We start from the raw sequence: 17017 nt of genomic DNA, 5'->3' as shown, positions 1-17017 counted from the left end.
GTTGTCGCTGGTCGGATGTTGAGCGGGGGCGTGGTCACTGACACGGGGCGGTACCTGGGGCGGGCGTGGCTGTCATGGAGCGGTACACCTCACTCCGCTCCACTGTCTCGAGAACGGCACTTCTGATCCTTCCGAGGACTGCGCGGCGGCACGGTGGTCGGTGACGGGTTCCGCGGGCGGAAGGGTGTGGGGTGGGGGAGCCGGGCGCGTGGGGTGAGGTCACGGCGGGGCTGAGGGTGTCCAGACCGGTGTTGGTTGCGCGGCTGCTGGAGCTGGATGCGGCCGGGGTGTTGACGACGGCGCATGTGCGTGCGGGCGCCCAGGTCGGCGGGGTGAATGTGCGCACGGTGTGGCGCTGGTTGGAGGCTGCGTGGGCGGAGGGCCGTGTCGAGCGCAGGCCGCGGGCCCGGCTGGAGGTGTCCGACCAGATGTGGGAGGTGCTGGCTCAGGCGGGCGGGAATGTGGCGGCGCTGCACCGGCATCTCAAGGCGGCCGGGGGCGAGGTGCCCTCCCTGGCGTCGTTGCACCGGGCGGTGCGCCGGGACCTTCAGGCCGGCAGGGTCCTGCCGGACCGCGCGGTGGCGCGGCGGGAGCGGGAAGAACAGCAAACGCGGCAGGCACTGGCTGACCTGGCCCTGGCCGGACCGAGTGAGGCAGGCGCGGCGAAAGTGGCTGCGCGTCGGCTGTCGCGTCTCGTACGAGAGGCGACCGGGAGCTTGCTGGTGGGGGAGAACGGTGCGCTGGCGGGTGTGGCGTTGCCGGCGGGCGCGCAGCTGGTGCGGACGTCGTCGGTGCGGGCGGTGGCCGAGGCGGTCGGGCAGGCGATGGCGGTTCAGGGTGCGGTGTGTGTGTTCGGCGACCCGGGCCGGGGCAAGACCGCGGCCGTGCGGATGGCGCTCCGTGAAGTGCCCCCGGGTTGGAAGGTGACGTGGGTGCCGGTACCGGTGCGCCCGTCGGTGGCCGGCATGAGGCGGGCGATGTTCGACGCTCTGGGGCTGGCGGGCCGCTTTCCGCACACGTCGGCGCTGGCGGACGCCGCGGTCACGGGGGCCTTGGGTGAGGCGCGGGTGCTGGTGGTCGATGAGGCGCAGCGCCTGCCCGTGCCGTGCCTGGAGTACCTGCAGAGTCTGTGGGACCACCCCGGTACCCGGATCACGCTGGTGCTGGTCGGGGCGGGCAGTGAGCGGGCGCTGTCCCGGCTGCCGCAGCTGGCATCACGGGTCGGCGCGTGGCAGGAGGTTCCACGCTTGACCGGAGCGGAAGTGGCGACCGTGGTGACTGGCTTCCATCCGCTGTGGCGCACCGTACCGGCGTCGGAGCTGACGTGGATCGACCGGTCGTGCGCGCACGGCACGTTCCGTACGTGGGCCGCTTTGACTGCGCACCTGCAGAACGCGCTGCTCGCCACCGCTGATGCGTCCGTCGACCGGGCTTTGCTGAGGCGGCTGTTTAAGCGGGTCGCGCCGCCACTGTGAACGAAAGCGCTCCTGCAAGAGACGGGAGGGCGATCGCATGCTCCCGGCCACCGGCAAGCACATGACGTCCCACCCGCCCGAGGGGAGCTGACATGAAGGACGGCGACGCCATCCGCCCAGACGGCGGACTGCCTGCGGTGTCGAGGACGGCGCTGCGTGGTCCGGCTGTGCGGCGGCTGCTCGCGCTGCGGGCAGCCAAGAAGCTGACAGCAGGCCACGTGCGGGTGGCTGCGGACGCGCTGGGGGTGTCGGAGCGCACGGTGTGGCGCTGGCTGGCCACCGCTCAGAGCGATGAGACCGCAGCCGCCTACCCCGGCGCACGCTCCCGGGTCGATGCGAGGTTCACGGTCACGCCCGAGGTCCGTGGACTGTTGGCGCTGTGGAAGGGGAACGTGCGGGCGGTCCACCGCGAACTGGTGCTGCGTGCTGCCAGGCAGTCTCCGCCTGCCAACGCGCCGTCGCTGACGACGCTGCACCGGGCGATCCGCCGGGATCTGACGCCGGGGGAGCGGGCCGGGCTCGCGGGAGGGGAGCGGGCAGCGCGCAAGCATGATGTGTTCCTGGCCCGGCCGCGGGGCTGGCGCAACCATGTGTGGGAGACCGATCACGTCCAGGTGCCGGTGCTGGTCGATGTCGAGGGCAAGGCCCGCAGGCCGTGGATCACCTGGTTCACCGACTGTGCGACGAACGCGGTCACCGGTGTCGCGGTCACGCCGGTGCATCCGTCGCGGGAGTCTGTGCTGGCCGCGCTGCGCTCCGCGGTCCTGCATGAGGACCCCTACGGCCCGTTCGGCGGCGTGCCCGAGAAGGTACGGGTGGACCGCGGCAAGGACTTCCTGTCGAGGACGGTGACCGCAGCGTTTGATCTCCTGGACGTCACGGTGGAGGACCTGCCCGCCTACACCCCCCACCTCAAGGGCACCGTGGAGGGGCTGAACCGGGCGGTGGAGAGCATGTTCCTGGCCTCGCTGCCCGGCTACGCCCGCCAGCCACGCCCGGGCAAACGGGCTGCCCGCCCGAAGGACGAAGTGCTGCTCGGCTTCGAGGACTTCACCGCCCGGCTGCTGGATTGGACGCTGTGGTGGAACACCGAGCACCGCCCGGCGCCGTTGCGTGGCAAGACCCCGCTTGAGGCGTGGCAGGACGATCCCACTCCGCTGCGGGACGTGCCGGCTGCGGATCTGTGGACGTTCACCCTGGAGGACGCCGGCACCCGCACGCTGACCACCCGCGGCATCCGCTTCAGGAAACGCGACTACGTGGGGCCGTGGATGACCGGCCAGGCCGGGACCCAGGTCCGAGTGCGCTTCATGCCCCACCACGACCACCGCATCGAGGTCTACGACGCCGCCACCGGCCGCTACCTGGGCCCCGCGGACCTGGCCGATCAGGCCACCGACGAACAGATCAGCGCCGTACGAAGGGCGCGGGCCGCTCGCTCCCGCCGTTTGAAAAAGGACCTGGAGGCCTCGCAGCGCGAGCGCTATGCCGCCGTGAACCAGCCCGAGGCACCTCAGCGGCTCGGCGCGCTGACCGGTGCGCAGGCCGAGGCCGAACTCGCCCGGACTGCTGACTCCGACCTCGCGCAGCTCGCGATGCCGGACCTCATCCCGCTCGGCGCGCCCCCGGCCGACTGGCGTACCCCTGCTTCCCTGACTGCGCTGACCACGCCAGGCCCGCCCGTCCGGTGCCCGTCCGGCCGTGATGGCGCTTCCGCCCCGGACGGCCGCGATGAGCGGGCCGCACGTCCCACCACCGATGAAGACGGAGACGCCTCGTGACCGCGGCCACCTACCAGTACGTCGACCTGCCGGACGCGTCTGTGGTCACCACCCGCGCCCTGCTCACTGCCCGGGAGAACATCGGCGACACGGTCGCCGCACGCGCGATGATGTGCATCCACGGCGGCGCCGGCTTCGGCAAGACCCTCGCCGTCAACACCTGCCTGCGCGAACTCGAACCCGGCGAGGACGTCCGCAAGATCACCTTCCGGGCCCGTCCCACCGCCCGCGCAGTGCGCTACGAACTGTTCACCGCGCTCGACCTGGCCGGCGAGCCCCCACGCCACCCCAGCGAGTTCGACCGTCTGCTGAAGACGGCCCTGGCCGAACGCCCCCGCACCTTCCTCGTCGACGAGGCCCAGTGGCTCAACGGGGAGGCCTTCGAATACTTCCGCTACCTCTGGGACGAACCCTCCACCCAGCTCGCGATCATCTTCGTCGGCGGCGCAGGCTGCCACACCGTGCTGCGCCGCGAACCGATGCTGTCCTCCCGTGTCTTCATCTGGCAGCAGTTCACCCGCCTCACACCCGACGAGGTCCTCGAGGTGATCCCGCTCTTCCACCCGGTCTGGGCCGACGCCGACCCCGGCGACATCGCCTTCGCCGACAGCCACGCCGCGCACGGCAACTTCCGCGCCTGGGCCCAGCTGACCGCCCACACCCGTACCGCACTGGCCCGCACCGGCCGCCCCCGCGTCGACCAGGAGCTGCTGCGCTGGGCCTTCAGCCGCCTCGCCTGACCACACCGTCCATGCCTCCTGCCCCGCCGCTGCCACCCGTCACCGTGGTTCTCGACCGCCACGACGACGTGCTGCACACGCACACCGCTCTGGCCGCCCACCATCCGCCGTCCGGCCGGATCACCCTGCACCCCGGCCCGGGCACCACCAGCGAAACCGGCCTCGCCCACGACCTACTCGCCGCCCTGGGCAAACCGCCCCTGCTCCCGGGCCGCTTTCCCGGCGGCCGCCAGCCCGCCTGGGAAGCCGCCACTGCTTGGATGGCCGCCCTGCCCGTCACCCGGCTGACCGTCCTGCGCGCTCACCGCCTCACCGCCCGCCGCACGATGCGCCTCCTGCAGCTACAGGCCCGCACCGGGATTCACTTGACCTTGATTTGCCACCGCCCTCACCTTCCCGCAGCTCTGCACCAGGCCGTGCGGACGGCCGACTACTCCGTCACCGCCGACTTCGAGGCAGCCCGCCGCCACTACTACGGCACTCCTATTGCCGAGCCCCCGTCGGCAGAGGAGCCCACCGGGCCGGCCAGCCGATGGCTCACCCTGCCGGCACTTGACCGCCTCGTCTCCTACGACAGCCCCCGCGCCTGCGTCGCCCCGTGCACGCCACCGCCGATCGCCTGGCGGCACCGCCCACCACCCGTGCCTCTCACCGCGTACACCGCCCAGCGAGTCGCCCACCGGCTGCACGCGGCGACCGCACATCCTCGCCTGGCCGCAGCCCTTGCCACCGCGCTGTTCACCGGCGCCTCCCTCCAGCAACTCGCCACCGCACGCCCTCGCGACTACGACACGGCCGCGGCCACGCTCGCCCTGCACGACCGCGCCCGCTACACCGACGGCTGCGCCGCCTACCCCGTACCACCCTGGGCCAGCATCTTCCTGCGGGCCGCAACCAGCTTCACCCGGCTCCTCTCCGGCGAGGACCAAGAGCTGCTCGCCGCGCCCGGTGACCGTGCCCACTTGCTGCGCGTTGCGGAGACGGCCAGACTACGCCCGCCCCAGCCGCCCACAGGCCGCCGCAAAGGCCCGGTCGGCCGGGTGGAGTGGGACTGGCGCGAGCGGCAGGAAGCCGAGAAGTACGAAGCGATACCGGCCAGGCGCGCCAAGCCGTCGCAACGCTGACCACCCTGCAGTGCTCGCTCGATGGGCCAGGCTCAGCCGATCGAGAAGTCGGCGAACTCAATGTCGCTGAAAGCCACGTGCAGGCCGTGGGCCCGGCAGCCCCATTCGCGAAAGTAGGCGTGTCCCAGCGCACGGGCGAGTATCACCGTCTGCTGCTGCTCGCCCGCGCCGGCATCCCGGGCGGCGAACAGCTCCCGAGCCACCTCTCCCGGCAGATCCTGTGTGATCCACCGCACCCGCGGATCGTCCGAGGAACCTGCCGCAGCAGCAAACCCGAACCGCGCCCTGGTATGGAAGACGAAGCCTTCCGCCTCGGCCTGGGCACGCCGACGAGCCCGTACTCGCGGCTGCCACCGCGCCAGGACAGCCTCCTCGATCGCCTGGGCCTGCAGCGGCCCCGGCAGACGACGCGCTCCGGGCTTCTTCGTCACCCACCGCTGCACAGTGCGCTGCGACACCCCTAGCACAGCGGCAACCCTCCGGGTGGAACCCTGGTGCGCCGCCAGCAAAAACCGCAAGCGGGCCCCAGCGCTTGACGGAACGGGCCGGGTACGCAGCGCGCGCTCCAGCCCGTGCGCGATCTCTCCCACGTTCATCCCCTCTTGACCGGACTGCGGGTTGCCTCCCACGCCCGTGATGCCAGATCTCGCACACCCGGCGGCTCATGCCCGCCGGTTTCGGTGTCTTCGTGACAGCACCGACGGCCGTCGGCTACGACATCCGGGCACGTGACGGTCCAGGGGTGTGCCGCACCGTCTCCGGCCCACGATGTTCATCCGGCCCGGGTATCGACGAAGCCCTCCTCGGCCCTCGCCTCAACGACTTTCCTGTCACGTCTACACCTCTGTGATCTGCGGAAACAGCGGGACGGACGGGAATGCGGGGGCAGTTGGGAAAAAATCTTGGTCCCGGGCATCCGGATCCCGGCCCCGGTGGCGTGTAAGGGATGAGGGCTTCGGCCCTCGTCAACGAGTTCGTCACTACTGGAAGGCCTGGTCGATGACTTGGTCGTACTGGGCAGGAGCGGGCGGGGTTCCCTGCTGATCCTGCTGTTCTTCGCGATGCGCCGCGCCAAGGGCGTCGTGGAGATGCTCGTGAAGGCGTACATCGAGACCCATGCGGAGCGCGAGCAGCGCGCCACCATGGTCGCGATGGCGCACTCCCTGCCGAACGGCGGCGCCGCCGCCCGCTTCGAGCAGGGCCAGCCGGCCTGGCTGTTCCGCAAGGACGCCGCCGACCCGGCCGGCCACCGGGCCATCGCCACGCGGGAGGCCGCGTGAGCGAGGCCGCACCGGGAGCGGACTTCGAGTCCTTTGTCCTCGAGACCATCGAGGCGTTCTCCCGACTGGCCCGAACCCAGGCAGGCGACCTGCACAGCGCCCAGGACGCTGTGCAGGACGTCTACCTGAACATGTACCGGCGGTGGGAGACGATCTCCGAACGGGAGGGGTCGCTCACCGCTTACGGCCGCACCGCAGTGAAGCGGGCGGTCATCGACCAGTTCCGCCGGAACAAGCGGATGGTCACGGTGCCGGTACCGGTTCATGAACTGCCCGAAACGGAATCAGGCATCGGCATCCCCGATGCCGCCTACGAAATGATTAAGGAAGGAATCGGAGAACTCGTCTCCGCCCTTCCTGAACGGCAGCGCGAGGTCATCACCCTGTGCATTTTGCAGGACCTCAGTACTGCAGAGGTTGCGCAGCGCCTCCAGATAAAGGAGGAGTCGGTGAAGCGCTACATCAAAGCCGCCGCCAACAACCTGAAGAAGTCCATCGACAAGCACAGCGAGGAGGCCACCGCATGACATACCTGTCCGACTGGACGCACCAGCCCGAGGAGCGGGGAACCATCCGGCTCCTCGCCCTCTGGCTTCTGCTCGAAGGCTCTGAACAGGCAATTTCGAAGGGTTCTCGGATCACAGAGGACCCTGTCCAGGCGGAGGGGGGCCAGCCTTCGGGCTGGCCCCCGGCCCCCGCCCTGTGCCTGGAAAACATCAACGGAAACCATCGAACCAGCGTTTTCAGGGAACTAAGCAATCTCCTGAAGAAGGAGATCGTGAATTCCGCGACACCACAGGAAACGCGACGCGTGGCAGAAATCTTTGAGTTCTTGGACAAAGACGATCTGGCGCGAATCTGGTGGGAGAAGGCGGCTCTCAAGGGCGATGAGGATGCGTGCGACTATCTTCATATCCTCGATGCCGAAAACGAAGAAAGGCTATCGGCATGCAACAGGCGTGGGGAAGAACGCACTGAGGAAGCTTTCAAGTCATTCGCGCGCAGCTTTGCGTGCCGGGCAGTTGGCACGCGCGTAGCCGCAGACAAGGTCGACCGGGCCCTGGGGGAAGCCGGAACCGGACTGTCTGCAGCAACACAAGCTCTCGTGCAGGAGATCGAAGACTTCCTGACGCACCTGGACCACACCACCGGCGGACCACGGTGCTGACACCACAGCGCGCCACGCGCCCACAGACAGGAGAGCCTTTGTAGACCAGCCTCCATGAGGCCTTCACGCAAGAAGGCCTGACGACTCGTTGAAGTGGCGGTCCGCTCCCCGCAAACGCGGGGGTGGACCGCCACTGCGTTGTCCGAAAGCTCCGTGAGTCGACTTACGGAGCTCTCCCATCAGCCAAGGCTGGACCCCAGCACTCACCACCGCAAACAAACCATCAGCCCAATCCCCGGCCACGCGACATCAGACAGGAGGCCCAAAGCCCACACGGACCGACGGAGACCCACCACCGAGCGCGCCCACCTGACTGCACGAGCCGTGCCCACCCTGATGCCAACGCCACTCCCGAACCGAGAGGCAACGACCACCAGCCGGCAACCCCCATCCTGAAGCCTTGCGAGGAGTTGATCCACGGTGCCTTCCTTCGAAAGATCCATGAAGACCGTGGCCGGACCTCAGCCGATGAGTGAGCGGAGCACCGGCACGCTGAAACCGGCTGCGGTCAGTCCGGCCAGGACAGCAGCGGCCACGGCCCCGCCGCTGAGGAAGGTGAGCCCTCCGACGACCAGGCCGATGACGACCGCGATCAGAAGGACTACGGCCGTGTGGATCGTCAGGAACGGGGCCGGCCCTTGCGGCGTCGGCGCGGGCGAACTCACTATTTCTCCCCAGAGGTTGATGATGTGTCGTCCACTCATAAGTGCTCGCCCGGGCACCACCCCACGGTCTGATTTCCTGGCTTCCCGGACCGCGAAAAAATCTTGGAAAAGTCCGTGGGGTGGCCGTGGGGGGCGCACTTACAAGGGGTCGTCTCGGCGCCGGCCGCGGCGGCCCGAGAGCTTGCGAGTGGGCTGGCGCGGTTGGTGGCGAGCCGTCCCCTTGCACAGCTAAAGGGGGCGGAGACGACAACCGGAAGGGGAGGGCATGCAGGGCGACGGCGCGGGTGAGGAGGTCGCGGCCGCGCGCGCCCGCAACCTACAACCTGAAGACGGTCGGCCTGACGCCCGACGGCTGCTCGGTGCCCCCGTCACCTCGGAGGACCTGCGCGCCATGAGCGGCCGCCAGACCAAGGAGGCCCGGCGGCTGCAGGCGAGCATCGACCGCCGGCTGGCCGACGGACGCTTGGTGGCCATGCTCGAGCAGGACGGCTTCCAGGGCCCGCTCTACGACCGGTTCGTGGAGGAGCTCGTCCGCTACGGAATCTCTGTCCTGCGCGGCTGGATGCACTCCGGCTACATCTTCGACCTGGTCGCTCAGCGTGGATTCGGCCTCAACCCGCACGAACTGGATCTGGAGGATCTCGCCACCGACAGCGACTTGCGCGAGGAACTGGCCACCATGACCATCGCCCGGGCTTTGCCGCGCTTCCGTCAGCAGGCGCTGGTCGACAAGAGGTGGGCCCCAGAAGGAGGAGCGAGCATTACCACCTACTTCATGGGGGCGTGTGCGTACGACTTCCCCAACGAATTCCGCCGGCACCGGGCCAGCGAGGCCCGGCAGTACCGCGCCCTGCGCCGGGAGAAGGAGCTCTACAGCCCGCCCGTCAGCACGGTCAGCGTTGCCCAGGAAGTCTTGGGCAACCTGAGCGTCCTGGACGAACTCGGGCAGATCACCGATCCGCGCCTCAAGGCGGTCGTGGCCCTGACGCTGGACGGCTACTCACAGGAGGAGATCCGGGAACTGGTGGACGCCACGACCGTCCGAGCCGTCGAGGGCCTGATGTACCGCTGGAGAACCAAAGCGAAGCAGAACAGGAGGGGGGACCGCGATGAATAGCCGAGACGACGAGTTCAACGCACTGCTCAACGCGTCATCGCTAGGCACTGACGCAGCACGGCGCCTCCGGGAGCGGACCCCGCAGAGCACCGCCAAGGCCATCCGCACCATCACCCATCTGCGCAACACCGTCGTCCACGGAACCGGGCCCGTGACGGAGCAGGCCGTCACCGACATCCTCACTGCGCTCGGCTCCCTGACCAGTGACGACGCAGGCCTGCAGAGGCTGCGCGACGTCATGGACCGCCTTCGTGTTCATGAAGGGCCTGAAGCGATCGACGCTCTGCCAGAGGCCCTGGAAGCCCTCAGCTCCCTGTCCTGGGACGATCTCGACTCAACCACGTCGCAGCAACTGCGTACCGCACTCACCGTCGTCACCACGCGCCTGGCAGTACAGGCCGCGCCCGTCCTTCTCACCGTGGCGGAGACCGCTTCTGTCATGCGGGTGTCGAAGCAGACCGTCTACCGGCTGGTGCACGGCGGGCACCTGCCGGCTGTCCGCACCGCCTCCGGCAAGTCCTTCCGCATCCCCGAAGCCGCTGTGCTCGAGTACGTGCGTGAGTTGTTCAAGCAGGCGCCGGTCAACCCACGCTGATTACGCTGTGCCCTGTGAAATGACGTGCGCGCCACCCAAGAGGAGCGACAGCCCGCAGCGTGTCGGCCGGGCTGAAGGCCCCTCCTGGGCTATCCGTAATTCCGCGCGCCAACGGCATCGTCGTGCGGCCCATTTGACCAGGCGCGGCTCCCTGCGCGTGCGACTGCATCAGCCCCAGGCTTCGCCGCCTTGGGCCACTGCTGTCGTAGGGGCCGATCTCGGGGCTGGCCCTTGACCTGATGGCTGGACAGAGAACGGGACAGGTGCAGATGCCCCCTATAGCAGGAAGTCGACCGCGCAGCTGATGCGCCTCGCGAGATCGGGGATCGTGTACGGGGCGCTCGGCCGGAGCGCGGACAGGTTGTCGACCAGGTTGTACTGGATGCGGCGCTGGTGAGCGCCGATGCCCTGGAAGATGAACGGCACCATCTTCAGCATATGGATGTCAGTGCTGCCCGGTGTGGTGAGCCAGTCCCCGGCGATCGGGAAGAAGCGGTCGAAGGCTTCGAGGGCTGTGGGGATCTCACCCGCAGGGATGCCGGAGTACTGCGCCATCCACTCGAACTCCTCCTCGGCCCTGTCTTCGAGGTAGAACCCTCCCCATCCCCAGAGGAACTGCTGCCAGAAGGTCGCGTACCGCCGGAAGTTCGACTGCTTCCGCAGCCACCCGATGCCATCGTGGAACGTCTCCGGCAGGACGTGGTAGGCCAGCCCCTGGAAGAAGAAGGACTTCCCGTCCTCAGACACACGGAACTCGGGCGGGCCATCGGGATGCGCGAGTGCGTAGTCGACAGCGGCCTTGAGGATGGCCAGCCGCGCCCGGTGCTCGAGGTACATGCACGCCTGGACCTCAGGGTGCGTGCCGTTCCGGAGCGCCGTCTTGTAGCTCGGGCTGTCGCTCGCGGGCGTGTGCGGGTCGAACCCGGCTCCGTCGATCTCGCGTGCGTAGCCCAGGGCCAGCTTGGGGTGCTCCCTGTACGCGTCGTAGAGCAGCGCCAGCGATTCCTCCGGGGCCCTGGCGAAGAAGGTGCCGTTGTTGATCTGGCGGTGATAGGTCTTCGCGGCCTTGGCGCCTTCGGCGCCGGCTCGCTCCTTCTGGTGGATCAGCTTGACGAACTTGCGCTCGACCCCGTACGAGTGCCGCCACAGACCGATGAGCCGCGGTTCCGCGAAGGAGCCGAATCCCTTCTCCGTGAACAGTCGCGGTGCGGCCCCGAAGTCGTCGAAGCACACGACGTCCAGGCCGAGGGGCTCCATCTTCCGCTGAGCGGACTCGCGGTCATCCCACCGGGTCATGAAGAACGCCCCGCGCTCAAGGCCCAGGTACTCCATCCACCCCACGACCTTAAACAGGTCGGTGAAGCCCCACTTCCCGCTCTTGACCTCGATCAGCTGCTGCACCGCCTCCTCGGGCCCGTAGTAGGTCGCGAAGATGTCGAGTTCGAGGATGTCGGACGGATCCGACTCGATGATCTGCTTCTCCACGAAGTGACCGGACGCCTGGAACAGCGCGGCTATGTAGTCCTCGAGCTCCTCGCCCTTCGGACTCTCCGGCAGAGTCACGACCTTGGTGCTCATAAAACCCCCCTTTGCGCTGGCCGACAATATCGACGCAACGCACTCACCAGCCACGCTTTTCCGGCGGTGATCCCGAACAGCAACACCGATGGGCAGCTAGAAGGCGAGGTGGAAAGAGCGGCTGGGGAAGGCCGGCCGGGCGAGGTGGCAGTGTGGGGTGGCGCTCCGTGAGACGGAAGGCCGAGGCCGTTCAACAGCTCCCAATTGGACTCGTCCCGTTCGGAGGTAGCTCGAACCGCCTGATGGACCAGCAGGTGCAGTTCCCGCCCTCGTACAGTTCCTCGCCACACTCCTCGCCACAACACGAGACCCCGGTCCTCGACAGGCCCGGGGTCAGGTGGGGAAGCGGTGAGAGGTCGTTTCAGTAGGAGTCCTCCCGTTCGGAGGGCGGCCCGTACTGCTCGATGAGGTCGCAGGTGCAGGCGCCGCCCTCGTACAGCACCTTGTCGCACTCGTCATGGTGGTGCCGTACCCGCGGCCGTTTCGGCGGGGCGGCCGACGCGGGCGGGGCGGGAGGCTGGCCGGCGCGGGCCCGGGCGGCGGCCCGGAGCTCGATGTCGATGACGGCGGAGGCGATTTCGTCCTTGCGCCACTGCTCGGGGGAGTTGTGGCGCACCAGGCCGCCGGCGTAGGCCATGCGCAGCAGTTCGGCCTTGGTGTGCTTCCGCATCAGTTCGGTGAGGCGCTGCATGCGCGTCCGGCCGCGGGCCGCTTCGGCTTCGCGCTCTTCGTCCGTCAGCGTGTCGGCGTGGGGGGCGTGCTGCCCTTGCGCCGGCACCTCCGGCGGCATGGGCTGTGCCGGGCTGCTGTCCGTCGGAGCCGGGGCAGCCGGGGTGGCCTGCTTGGGTGCTGCGCCCGCCCAGTCGACACCGAGTTCGGCGAGGGCGGCGAGCTGTTCGGCACTGAGCTTGTCCCGCCTCGATTTGGTGTTGGAAACCCACACGCCCAGCTTCACGGCCACCGTCTCGCCATCGACCACGATCTCTTCGCTGTGCCCGCGCGGCACCGGACGGTTTGCGCCTTCCCGCTCCACCCACTGCGCGAGGGCCGCCAGGCCGCGCTGGAACGCTTGCTGCGTCTTGCCCGAGCCCTTCGACCGCACCGTCGCCGGGGCGGGAGACGGGGCCTCAAGCGGTTGGACGCCCAGCTTGGAGAGCCGTTCCTGCTGTTCGCTCGACAACTGCGCCCAGGTGCCCGGCTGCTTCTGCCGCTGAAGCCACTTGCCGAGGTCGTCGCCGTCCATCAGCACCCCGGGGGCGATGTCGGGCAGGCTGCCGTCGGCGTCGACCAGGTCGGCGAGCACCCGGTAGTGCCGCTGCCAGTCGAGTGGCCACGGGCAGTTCCAGTCCGGGTCGATCGCTGTCAGCTGCGCCGCGCGTTCCGCCGCCCGCTCCGGGTCTTTGCCCAGGCCGTTCTTCTGGCCTTTGCGACGGAGGTTGGCCATGTGCTGCCCGATGGGTGCCCTCGCGTCGCCCTCGCCCCACACCGCGTCCTGCCGAGGGGCAAGGTGTCCGGTGGCCCGGTGGTAGGACCGGAGCGCGGCGAGCTTGGTCTCCCACGCCTCTTCGCCCGGCTCCCACACCATCCCGGCCTCCGGCAAGTCGAGCAGCTCCTTGCGCCGCTCCTCGAGCTCCCCGGCGCGCAGCGCCTTGCGCTGCTGGTGCACCCACCTGCCCAGCGGGAAGTCCTTGGTGACGCCCACTGTCGTCTCGGTGTCGTACGGGACGGCGTACAGGCCGGTGATCTCGTTCTCCGCGCGCCAGCGGATGAGGGCCTGGTAGCCCTCCAGCCACACCAGCGAGTCCGGCCGGTACACCCTCGTGCGCAGGAAAGCCGCGATCGTTGCCGCGTCCCGGGGGGTGCTGAAGTGGAGTAGGGCTGATTCGGCGGCGGCCTGGGTGTCGTCGTGCTCCTCGCCGTCGCCGTCGGTGCCGATGATCCGGCCGTCCTCATCGCGCTGGACGTGCACCTTGCGCTTCCCGCTGGTCAGGGCGCGGGAGGCGAGTTGTTCGACCAGGCGCTCGTCGTGGCTGCGCAGGCCCTGGAGTACGGCCACGAGCGGCTTGAAGCTCGCGCTGGCCACCATGTCGGTCGGGTCCTCGTCCGGCTCCAGGAAGACCGGCACGATGATCCGCGCGACCTTGGTGGAGCCGTCGCGGTTCAGCCTCAGCGCGCGGCCGATGTTCTGCACGATCTCCACCTGGGAGCCGCGGGTGTCGGCGAAGCAGATCGCCTCCACCCCGCGCTCGCCGGTGATGTCGACGCCTTCCCCGAGGACTCGAACTGAGGCGAGGAAGGCCCGGTGTACGCGCCGGTTGTTGGCGTCGATGCCGTTGGCGAACTGCCGCAGAACTTCCCGGCGTTCGGACACGAGGTGGTCGCCGCACAGCCATGCTGACCACACCCGGTCCGGCGGGACGTGGCGGCCGGCCTCCAGGCCGTAGAACTCCGCGTCGATCGACGACGCGGGCAGTTCCTTCTCCGCCTTGACCATGGTCTCGTCATCGGTCTCGGTCATGTACAGCTCGGCAGCGGTCTTCGGCAGTGCCTCCGCGAACGCCGCGGCCTCTTCCACCTTCTGATGGAAGGTCATGACCGTACGCAGGTTGTACGCCGCCGCGTGCTCCAGGAGGGCGGTCTGCAGCAGGGCCAGGCGCCGGCCCCGCTGTGCCTCCTCCGACTCCCCGAGGACGGGGGAGGGGTCGCGGATCTCCAGGACGTCGATCTCGAACGGGGCGAGGATTTCCCGCTCGATCGCCTCGCTCAGCCCGAGTTCGGCCAGCCACGCGCCGTACGTGCCGTCCGGGTCGTCGGCCATGGTCGCGACCTCCAGCTCCTGGCCGTCCTTCCCCCGCAGCGGCCGGGGCGAGGCCAGGATCCGAGGGGTCGCGGTGAGGTACAGCCGGAAGTCGGCGGGGATGCGGGCGTTGTCGTGGATCGCCGCCCACGGCCTCCCGAGATCACCAGCGGTGCCGTGGGCCTCATCCATGATCGCGAGGTCGAAGCCGTCCATCCGCTGCCCGTACAGGCGCTCTCCGCCCGCCAGAGCGGCCTCCAGCGGCCCGCGCGTGCGTCCCTGGCCCGTCGGGTCATCGAAGTCCTCGCGGTCCACGAGAGAGGCGTACGTGGCGAGCACGATGACCGGCCCGTGCCCAGCCCACAGGGCGAGCTGGATCGGGTTGGTGGTGGTGCGCACGCCCAGCTCGTTCAGCACCGGGTCGTTCTCCAGCGAGCACACCGCGACCATGGGGGAGCGGTGCCCCACCGCGCGCCACGCCTGGGCGGTCTGTACGAGCAGGTCCAGGGTCGGCACGGTCACGAGGATCCGGCCCTCGGGGAAGCACTCCAGCGCGCTCGCGGCAGCCATGATCGTTTTTCCGGAGCCGGTTGCTGACACGATCGTGCCACGGGCACCCTGTGGGGGCACAGATGACCTTGCAGGGAATCCCACCCACCTACGAAAGGCCGACTTCTGATCGACCTGGTGTTTCTTGAGTGGAATCCTGCTCATCGCCCGTCCTTTTCACCCGTGTCGTACAGCCAGCTGTTCTGAAGCCTTTCCAGCGCGGTTTCCTCCTGGCCGTGCTTCGCCCAGAGCTCTTCGAGCCAGAGCGGGGTCGTCTCGATCCTCTCGCACAGCACGAAGCAGCCGGGCAGGTCGATCAGCACGAGCTCGCCTGCGAACATGCCACCGGGGCCGTAGCGGTGCCACAGCCGCTCCAGCCGCGCCCCGTGCTCGTGCAGGTACGCGTCCAGCGTCTGCGGGTAGGTCTCCCGCTCCGCCAGGCGTACGGTCCGCAGGGCGACGTCCACGAGTTCCCGGGCCGACTCCCTGTCCCACAACTTGGAGTTGGTGCCGGTCACGGCCGCGTAGTGCTGCTCGCACACGGCGAGGACGCGGTCGACCAGTTCCGCCGGCGCCTCGGCATCCTCCACTTCGCGGGCCGCCGGACGCTCAGCCGGGGAGAGCAGTTCCCCGGGGGCAGGAGTGTCGTCCACCCGCATGCCGTGGATCGCGAGGTGGGACAGGAGCAGGCTGGAGAGGGCGCGGGCGGGGTCGCTGGTGTGGAGCATGCCGTCGTCGTAGGGGCGCTGGCCGGGGAAGACGATGGCGCGGGTGAAGAAGTCACACAGGATGCCGTACTGGTACGGCTCGACGTGCTGGCGCCGCGCCTTGTTGGCCTGCTGAGCGGCCTCCATGACCATGCTGACGAACCGCCGGCGGGCGTCTTCCTCCTGGCGCTCCTGGCCTTCCGGACCGTCCTCGCAGACCTCCACGACCCGGTACAGGCCCTGGTCGCCGTACACGCCGCCGGGCTTCTCGTACGCCTGGCGTACCTTCGTCACGGCCTCCTCTACCGATCGCGCGTATGCGTAGTGCGTCAGCGTGGCGGCCCCGTCGTGCTCCGCCACGGTCCGCTGCGCCACGACCCGGTAGCGGATCAGCCCGGCAGGCTCCCCGCTGTCCTCCGAAAGGCCGGCACCCTGCTGCCCCGCCATGACCCCGGCGGCGTCCAACTCCTCCTGCCACCGCAGGAAGCTCTCCGCCTCCTCCTCCGCGGCCTGGTACGCCGCGTCGTACTTGTCGTCTCCGAGCACGGCCGCGGACTCCGCCCACGACTCCAGCAGCCCGGCGTGCTCCCACCGCTCCTCAGACCTGGGGAGCAGACCTCGCCTGCCGTCCATCAGGGCGGGCAGCAGGGCGATGACGGCGGAAGGAGCGGCCAGGGCCGGGACCGGGAGGAGCTCGGTGTTCTCCAGGCCGTGTTCGTCGACCAGGACGTACGTCCAGAGCCCGGAAAGCGAGGACCACGTCAGCGTCAGGCCTGAAGGCCACTCCTGGGCGTTCACGAGAGGCGTGCTCACCCCCCAGCTCCACGTGGCCACACAAGCCCCCTGGTGGTCCTCATGACGGGCCACCGAATGGGAGGCACCGGGAAAACCTGCACGCTCGAATTCCTGATCCACGGCGCTCACGTAACGCTTCCAGATAGGGAATGTATCCACTAGCCATTCCTGCCTTCCGGGAAAAGAGAAGCCGACCGGGTCACGGTCCGCACCCCGTCCGGGTGGTTGGGGGGTGTCCCGTGTTTCCGCCAACGGTACATGCTGCATCATCCTGAGGCACCCACTACACTAGAACCCGACACGAACGAGCGACCCCCACCCCCTTACAGCCAGCCCGGCCCGCGACAGCGGGCCCAAGGTTCTGAAGGCGCAGCCTGAAGGACCGTCAGGCGGGGGAGCGCAGCGGACCCGCCCCCGGGAGTGCGGAGCACTCCCCAACTCGCCTACCGGAGGTCGCACTAGCCGCACGTGACACTCCGTCGAGCGGGCGGCCGCGCATCACGCGGCGCGCCGGTCGCGCAGCGGCCGGCCCCACTGGATCCCGAAGCGCAGCGCAGGGATCCGCCCGCGCATCGCGCGGGCCAGCGGGAGCGCAGCGACCGCCCCGCTTGCACATCGCGCAGCGATGTGGTACCCGCTCCGCGGG

General features: G+C 69.2%; 14 protein-coding genes. 9 read left to right on the top strand and 5 right to left on the bottom strand.

Going from position 1 to position 17017, the window contains the following annotated elements:
- Positions 1–236: 236 nt before the first annotated feature.
- The 4 genes from IE106_RS29690 to IE106_RS29675 all read left to right on the top strand — a co-directional run bounded on the left by IE106_RS29690 (position 237) and on the right by IE106_RS29675 (position 5120).
- Entirely contained in the window at positions 237–1475 is a 1239-nt protein-coding gene (locus tag IE106_RS29690) for an AAA family ATPase (protein WP_229840939.1), read from the top strand.
- A 167-nt stretch (positions 1476–1642) separates the two neighbouring features.
- The gene (locus tag IE106_RS29685; protein WP_373296006.1) at positions 1643–3256 is read left to right on the top strand and encodes a TnsB C-terminal domain-containing protein; all 1614 of its coding nucleotides are present in this window, start codon (positions 1643–1645) and stop codon (positions 3254–3256) included.
- Entirely contained in the window at positions 3253–3996 is a 744-nt protein-coding gene (locus IE106_RS29680; protein WP_189538331.1) for an AAA family ATPase, read from the top strand. The genes IE106_RS29685 and IE106_RS29680 overlap by 4 nt, the downstream gene beginning before the upstream one ends.
- A gap of 11 nt (positions 3997–4007) precedes the next feature.
- Positions 4008–5120, top strand: coding sequence for a hypothetical protein (locus tag IE106_RS29675; protein ID WP_229840936.1), 1113 nt, complete (start codon positions 4008–4010; stop codon positions 5118–5120).
- Positions 5121–5152: 32 nt separating this feature from the next.
- Here IE106_RS29675 and tpg read toward each other — a convergent pair whose 3' ends face one another.
- Positions 5153–5716: a telomere-protecting terminal protein Tpg gene (tpg, locus tag IE106_RS29670; RefSeq protein ID WP_189538330.1), complete on the bottom strand. Its 564-nt coding sequence runs from the start codon at positions 5714–5716 to the stop codon at positions 5153–5155.
- A gap of 408 nt (positions 5717–6124) precedes the next feature.
- Here tpg and IE106_RS29665 point away from each other — a divergent pair, with 408 nt between their 5' ends.
- From IE106_RS29665 to IE106_RS29655, 3 genes are read left to right on the top strand one after another with little or no spacing between them, the layout of a single operon-like run.
- A complete protein-coding gene (locus IE106_RS29665; protein ID WP_229840933.1) occupies positions 6125–6400 on the top strand; it encodes a hypothetical protein in 276 nt (91 codons plus the stop codon).
- Positions 6397–6927, top strand: coding sequence for an RNA polymerase sigma factor (locus IE106_RS29660; protein ID WP_189538329.1), 531 nt, complete (start codon positions 6397–6399; stop codon positions 6925–6927). Before IE106_RS29665 ends, IE106_RS29660 begins: the two co-directional genes overlap by 4 nt.
- A complete protein-coding gene (locus IE106_RS29655) occupies positions 6924–7568 on the top strand; it encodes a magnesium and cobalt transport protein CorA (protein WP_189538328.1) in 645 nt (214 codons plus the stop codon). The genes IE106_RS29660 and IE106_RS29655 overlap by 4 nt, the downstream gene beginning before the upstream one ends.
- Positions 7569–8029: 461 nt before the next feature.
- On the opposite strand, the gene IE106_RS29650 is transcribed toward IE106_RS29655, so the two are convergent.
- Positions 8030–8233 (bottom strand): hypothetical protein, encoded by a 204-nt coding sequence (locus tag IE106_RS29650; protein ID WP_189538327.1) that lies wholly within the window; start codon positions 8231–8233, stop codon positions 8030–8032.
- A 265-nt stretch (positions 8234–8498) separates the two neighbouring features.
- On the opposite strand from IE106_RS29650, the gene IE106_RS29645 reads away from it, so the two are divergent.
- Together IE106_RS29645 and IE106_RS30595 are read left to right on the top strand one after the other, a co-directional pair.
- Positions 8499–9350: a hypothetical protein gene (locus IE106_RS29645; RefSeq protein ID WP_189538326.1), complete on the top strand. Its 852-nt coding sequence runs from the start codon at positions 8499–8501 to the stop codon at positions 9348–9350.
- Positions 9351–9735: 385 nt separating this feature from the next.
- Positions 9736–9945 carry a helix-turn-helix domain-containing protein gene (locus tag IE106_RS30595; protein ID WP_229840941.1) on the top strand — a complete coding sequence of 70 codons (210 nt, stop codon included), beginning with the start codon at positions 9736–9738 and terminating at the stop codon, positions 9943–9945.
- A gap of 276 nt (positions 9946–10221) precedes the next feature.
- Here the strand turns inward: IE106_RS30595 and IE106_RS29635 are convergent, their stop codons facing one another.
- The 3 genes from IE106_RS29635 to IE106_RS30590 form a co-directional block, all read right to left on the bottom strand.
- A complete protein-coding gene (locus tag IE106_RS29635) occupies positions 10222–11523 on the bottom strand; it encodes a hypothetical protein (protein ID WP_189538325.1) in 1302 nt (433 codons plus the stop codon).
- 361 nt (positions 11524–11884) lie between these two features.
- Positions 11885–15034, bottom strand: coding sequence for a Helicase associated domain protein (locus IE106_RS29630; protein WP_189538324.1), 3150 nt, complete (start codon positions 15032–15034; stop codon positions 11885–11887).
- Positions 15031–16389, bottom strand: a complete 1359-nt coding sequence (locus tag IE106_RS30590; RefSeq protein WP_229840930.1) for a hypothetical protein — start codon at positions 16387–16389, stop codon at positions 15031–15033. Before IE106_RS30590 ends, IE106_RS29630 begins: the two co-directional genes overlap by 4 nt.
- Between the last annotated feature and the right edge of the window lie 628 nt (positions 16390–17017).

The organism is Streptomyces roseolilacinus (genome assembly GCF_014649335.1).
GTDB classification, from domain to species: domain Bacteria; phylum Actinomycetota; class Actinomycetes; order Streptomycetales; family Streptomycetaceae; genus Streptomyces; species Streptomyces roseolilacinus.
The sequence above is the reverse complement of the archived record's forward strand: the minus strand, read 5'-3'. Positions and strand labels throughout refer to the sequence as shown.

Excerpts from the sequence above, each read along its gene's own strand:
- IE106_RS29675 (WP_229840936.1), top strand. The coding sequence starts at position 4,008 with ATGCCTCCTGCCCCGCCGCTGCCACCCGTCACCGTGGTTCTCGACCGC.
- tpg (WP_189538330.1), bottom strand. The coding sequence starts at position 5,716 with ATGAACGTGGGAGAGATCGCGCACGGGCTGGAGCGCGCGCTGCGTACC.
- IE106_RS29655 (WP_189538328.1), top strand. The coding sequence starts at position 6,924 with ATGACATACCTGTCCGACTGGACGCACCAGCCCGAGGAGCGGGGAACC.
- IE106_RS29645 (WP_189538326.1), top strand. The coding sequence starts at position 8,499 with ATGCAGGGCGACGGCGCGGGTGAGGAGGTCGCGGCCGCGCGCGCCCGC.
- IE106_RS29635 (WP_189538325.1), bottom strand. The coding sequence starts at position 11,523 with ATGAGCACCAAGGTCGTGACTCTGCCGGAGAGTCCGAAGGGCGAGGAG.
- IE106_RS29630 (WP_189538324.1), bottom strand. The coding sequence starts at position 15,034 with ATGAGCAGGATTCCACTCAAGAAACACCAGGTCGATCAGAAGTCGGCC.